The following is a 5,325-nucleotide window of genomic DNA, read 5'->3' as shown; positions in this document are numbered from 1 at the left end:
GCCTGGTCGGTCGGGGCCGCGTCGGTGGCGGCTGCCGGAGGCGTCACGCCAGGCGCGGTGATGATGCGGCTGGCGGCGCCCGGCTTGGAGACCATGGCGAGCAGCTGCGATGCATTGCCGTCCTTGGGGATCGAGATCGTGGCGATCTCTTCCGAGGTCGTCACCTTGCCATCCTTGGCTGTCGCGCGCAGCTGCAGCTGGTGGTCGCCGGCGGCAAGCGGATTGTCGAGAACCGCGACGAAATCGCCATTGTCGCCGACATCGGTCCCCATCAGCACCTTGTCGCCGTCGAGGATTTCAAGCTTGCTGTTCGGCTCGGCGGAACCGGCGATGACCGTTGAGCCGTCGGGCTCGACACGCAGCACGTCGAATGTCGGCAGCTTCGGGCCTTCGGCAACCGGTGCGGCGTTGTCCTGCGTCTGAGGTGCGGCTGGTTCCGGCGCGCCCGTAAGGGCCGCTTCGGCACGTGCAATCGCGGCGGCAGCATCGGCGATGTTTTCGGGCAGCGACTGGATAATGGAGAGCGCCTTGGCGGCGCCGGCCTTGGCCTTATCGATCGCGGCTGTGGTGATCGGGTTGGTACCCTCGGGCGTCGCGAAATCGGCGAGTGCCTGAAGCGCGCCGATCGTCTTCGTCTTGGCGCTTGCGAAAACGTCGTCGGTCGGACCCTTGCCGTCGGCAAACAGCGCCTTAAGTTCGCCAAGTGCCTGTCCGGCTGCCGTCGTCAGGCCGCCGAGCTTCTGTGCGGTCGCGGCATCGTCGGGCGCCGACGGACGCGAGGTCTTGGCGGATTCGGTTACGGTTTTCTTGACCTCGGAGCTTGCCTGATTGATTGCGTCACCAACCTTGCCGGCATCGCCACCGATACGGGGCATGACGACAAAGACCATCAACAGAATTGCGATTACAAGCACTGCAAGGGCCAGCAAGCCGGCACGGTTTTTCATCATCAGGTCTCCCCAAGCGGCAATCTTGCCAGACTTCCTGAAATTGCTAGCGATTCCCGTTGCTTTGCACAAGCAGTCAAAGTAGCCGGGCAAATGTAAGATGTATGTTTTCCGTCATTTTTCTTGACTGGACCCAGAGAGAATAGTTGTTTGCTCCCATGACAGATCAATCTCATTCCATTCGCTCCATTTGTGTCTATTGCGGTTCGCGCCCCGGCAGCGACCCGAGCCACATGGCCGCCGGCCGCGCGCTGGGCAAGGAGATCGCCGATTACGGCCTGCGCCTGATCTATGGCGGCGGCACCAAGGGGATCATGGGGGCGGTTGCGAGCGGTACGCTCTCGAACGGCGGTCAGGTGACCGGCATCATTCCCGAATTCCTGATCGACATGGAGGCGACCCGCCACTCCCTCGGCCAGCTCAACGAGCTGATTGTAACGCCTGACATGCATGCGCGCAAACACACGATGTTCGAGCGCTCGGATGCCTTCGTGGCGCTTCCCGGCGGCATCGGCACGCTGGAGGAAATTATCGAGATCATGACCTGGGCGCAGCTCGGCCGTCATGAAAAGCCGATGATCTTTGCCAACATCAACGGCTTCTGGGATCCGATGATGGAGCTCCTGCGCCACATGACGGACGAGGGCTTTATCCACACTGCTCACCGGGTGCAGCCGCTGGTGATCGACACGATAGAGGAGATTATCCCTGCGATCATGGCGCAGGCCGCCGAATTTGCCAGCGACCGCGACGGCGAGGAAGCCGTTATCTCGAAATTGTAATAAGCGGGGGCTTATCGCCCCCGACTGCCTCTCAGCATCGACCATGTGTAGAGGAAAAGCCCCGCCCAGATCAGCGGGAAAGCAATCATGCGCGCGGTGCCAAGCGGCTCCTTGAAGATGAAGACGGCGATGAGAAAGATCATCGTCGGCGCGATATACTGCATGATGCCTATCGTCGACAGCTTCAGGAGCTTGGCGCCGTTGGCATAGATCATCAACGGGACAGCTGTGATCAAACCGCAGCCGAGAAGGAGCGCCGTATCGCTCCAGCCGGTACGATAGAAATGCCCGTCTCCGGTGCCGAGCTCCAGATAGAGAACATAAAAGAAGGCCGGGATGCTGAGGATCAGCACCTCGAGAAAGAACCCCTGGTTCGGGCCGAGCGGCAGCGTCTTGCGAAATAGCGCGTAGAGGCCCCAGGTAATAGTTAGCGTCAGCGAAACCCACGGAATGCCGCCGCTATCGACGGCGAGCACGACGACGGCGAGACCCGCGAGCACAATCGCGGCGATCTGCGCCGGCCGCAGCTTTTCTTTCAGCACAACCGCGCCGAGGAAGATGCTGAAGAGCGGATTGATGAAATAGCCGAGTGCGGCATCGAGCGAATGCCCGGCGCCGATCGCCCAGACATAGGTTCCCCAGTTGACCGTGATCAGCGACGCGGTGAGCGCCGCCATCCCAAGCATACGCGGAGAGCGCAGCGCGATGCGGATATCCTGCGTGCGGCCGAGCACGATGAGCACGATGCCGGCCAGCGGCAGCGACCAGAGGATGCGATGCGCGATAACCTCGGCCGGCGAAATATGCGCGACCGCCTTCATGTAGATCGGCAGGAAGCCCCAGAGCAGATAGGCCGTAAGCGCGAAGGCGAAGCCACGCGGACTGTCCTCGTTTTTCACGAGGGGAATGCTTGCATCGGCAGACATTGGGTGTTTCCATTGGTTCTTATGATTGGCACCCGATTAGCGCAACGGCCGTGAATAGGCCAATTCATTTCATTGAAGCGATATTCGCTAACGCTGAATTATCAGGATCAGACCGTGGATGAAGCCGAGCTGAAAATCTGCCGCCGTGCTTACGCCGTTCAAATGCTGGCCAAAGCGGGTGTCGATCGCGATGATGAACTGCTGAACGCATTCGCCGCCGTGCCGCGCGAGGACTTCCTCGGGCCGCCGCCGTGGAAGATGCGCGACTGGAAGCGTTACGTCGATGTGCCCTCAAGCGATCCCGTCGTTCTCTACCAGGACGTGCTCTTCGCGCTCCAAGCCGACCGCCAGGTCAACAATGGCAGCCCGAGCCTGCATGCGGGCGCCTTGCACCGGTTGAAGCTGCGCAAGGGCGAGACCGTCTGCCACATCGGCGCCGGCAGCGGCTATTATACCGCCATCATCGCCGAAATCGTCGGCGAGACCGGCCGCGTCGTGGCCGTCGAGTTCGATGCGGAACTGGCACAACAGGCCAGACGCAATCTCGCGCGATACGCAAATGTCGAAGTCGTCCAAGGAAACGGTCTCGAATGGCCCCGCGAGCCTGCGGATGCCGTCTACGTTAATTTCGCTCTGCACCACCCCGCCGAACCGTGGATCGACAGGCTCGCGGACGGCGGGCGCCTGCTGTTTCCGCTTGGCACGCCTGCCATGGGCGCCGAAGGCCGGTTGCTCGGCGTCACGTCGCAGGCCGCCTTCTTCCTCATCGGCAGGCAAGGGGATGAGTTAGGCACGCGTTTCCTGCAGCCGGTCAATTTCGTCTGGGGCGAGGGGATTTCGGGCGACCTCTCCACCTACGCCGCGCTTGATCGCGCCTTCCACGCCGGCGGGCTCAACCGCATTCACGCGCTACGCTGGGATGCGGTCAAGACGGAGCAGGAGTGGTACTCGCAGGAGCGCTGGGGCCTCGTCATGGCCGCGCTCCATTGAGCCTTGCTATTCGGCGGCGATCTTGCCCGCCAGCTGCCGGTTCTTCATCAGCTTGTAGATGACCGAATCCATCAGTGCCTGGAACGAGGCGTCGATGATGTTCTCCGACACGCCGACCGTCCACCAGCGCACGCCGTCGCTGTCGGTGGATTCGATCAGAACCCGGGTGATCGCTTCCGTGCCGCCATTGAGGATACGCACCTTGAAGTCGGCCAGAACCAGATCGTCGATCTCGTGTTGGTACTTGCCGAAGTCCTTGCGCAGCGCAAGGTCGAGCGCGTTGACCGGGCCGTCGCCTTCAGCCACCGACATGATGGTCTGGCCATCGACGCCGAGCTTCACGACGGCCTCGGAAACGATCTTCACCTTGCCGTGTGAATCGAAGCGGCGCTCGACCATCACCCGGAAGCCCTCGACCGAGAAGAATTCGGGGATCGTGCCGAGCGTGCGGCGCGCCAGGAGCTCGAAGCTGGCATCCGCACCCTCATAGGCATAGCCGGATGCTTCGCGTTCCTTCACCAGCGAGATCAGCCGGTCGAGTTTTGGATCGTCCTTGCCCACCTCGATGCCGCGCCGCTTCAGCGCGTTGATGAAATTCGCCTTGCCGCCCTGGTCCGACACCATGACCTTGCGGAAGTTGCCGACGCTCTCAGGCGTCACATGCTCGTAGGTGCGCGGGTCCTTCAGAAGCGCCGAGGCATGGATGCCGGCCTTGGTCGCGAAGGCGGAGGCGCCCACATAGGGCATCTGGTGGTCGGGCGAGCGGTTCAGAAGTTCGTCGAAGGCATGCGACAGCCGCGTCAGATTGAGGAGACGCTCGGGGTCGATAGCGGTCATGAAGCGCGAGGCGTAGGTCTCCTTCAGCGCAAGCGTCGGGATCAGCGTCACCAGATTGGCGTTGCCGCAGCGCTCGCCGATACCGTTGAGCGTGCCCTGGATCTGCCGCACGCCGGCCTCGACGGCGGCGAGAGAATTGGCGACCGCCTGACCGGTATCATTGTGCGCATGGATGCCAAGACAGTGCCCGGGAACGCCTGACGCGATCACCGCCTCGACGATCTCACGGACCTCGGGCGGCTGCGTGCCGCCATTGGTGTCGCAGAGCACGACCCATCGCGCGCCGGCATCATAAGCTGCCCTGGCGCAGGCGAGCGCATACTGAGGGTTGGCCTTGTAGCCGTCGAAGAAGTGCTCGCAATCGACCATCGCCTCCTTGCCCGCCGCGACCACGGCCTTGACGCTCTCTGAGATGCTCTCGAGGTTCTCCTCGTTGGAACAGCCGAGCGCGACCTTGACGTGGTAGTCCCAGCTCTTGGCGACCAGACAGACCGCATCGCTCTTTGCCTGCAACAGGCTGCTGAGCCCCGGATCGTTGGAGGCCGAAACACCGGCGCGCTTGGTCATCCCGAAGGCGACGAAGGAGGCGTTGCGGGTGCGCTTCTCGTTAAAGAAAGCCGTATCCGTCGGGTTCGCACCCGGATAGCCGCCCTCGATATAGTCCAGCCCGAATTCGTCGAGCATGGTGGCGATGGCGATCTTGTCCTCGACGGAAAAATCGATGCCCGGCGTCTGCTGTCCGTCGCGCAGCGTGGTGTCGAAGAGATAGATGCGGTCTTTCATTGCTAAGCCTCCCAGGCCTCGAATGCTTTCATGTGGGGCCACCCCCCTCTGTCCTGCCGG

General features: G+C 62.3%; 5 protein-coding genes. 2 read left to right on the top strand and 3 right to left on the bottom strand.

Annotation, left to right across the window (positions count from 1 at the left end; all coding sequences use genetic code 11):
- Positions 1-950, bottom strand: a 950-nt coding sequence (locus B3605_RS15190; protein ID WP_296434857.1) for an Ig-like domain-containing protein, incomplete at its 3' end; no start/stop codon positions are given.
- A 155-nt stretch (positions 951-1,105) separates the two neighbouring features.
- On the opposite strand from B3605_RS15190, the gene B3605_RS15185 reads away from it, so the two are divergent.
- The gene (locus B3605_RS15185) at positions 1,106-1,729 is read left to right on the top strand and encodes a TIGR00730 family Rossman fold protein (RefSeq protein WP_112941348.1); all 624 of its coding nucleotides are present in this window, start codon (positions 1,106-1,108) and stop codon (positions 1,727-1,729) included.
- 11 nt (positions 1,730-1,740) lie between these two features.
- On the opposite strand, the gene rarD is transcribed toward B3605_RS15185, so the two are convergent.
- Positions 1,741-2,655 (bottom strand): EamA family transporter RarD, encoded by a 915-nt coding sequence (rarD, locus tag B3605_RS15180; protein WP_112950906.1) that lies wholly within the window; start codon positions 2,653-2,655, stop codon positions 1,741-1,743.
- Between the two features lie 114 nt (positions 2,656-2,769).
- Between rarD and B3605_RS15175 the strand changes: the two genes are divergently transcribed.
- Positions 2,770-3,645, top strand: coding sequence for a protein-L-isoaspartate O-methyltransferase family protein (locus tag B3605_RS15175; protein ID WP_112941385.1), 876 nt, complete (start codon positions 2,770-2,772; stop codon positions 3,643-3,645).
- 6 nt (positions 3,646-3,651) lie between these two features.
- Here the strand turns inward: B3605_RS15175 and cimA are convergent, their stop codons facing one another.
- Positions 3,652-5,265, bottom strand: coding sequence for a citramalate synthase (gene cimA / locus B3605_RS15170; protein ID WP_112941347.1), 1,614 nt, complete (start codon positions 5,263-5,265; stop codon positions 3,652-3,654).
- Positions 5,266-5,325: the final 60 nt, after the last annotated feature.

Source organism: Rhizobium sp. UBA1881, from assembly GCF_002338015.1.
Lineage (GTDB): Bacteria > Pseudomonadota > Alphaproteobacteria > Rhizobiales > Rhizobiaceae > Rhizobium.
The sequence above is the reverse complement of the archived record's forward strand: the minus strand, read 5'-3'. Positions and strand labels throughout refer to the sequence as shown.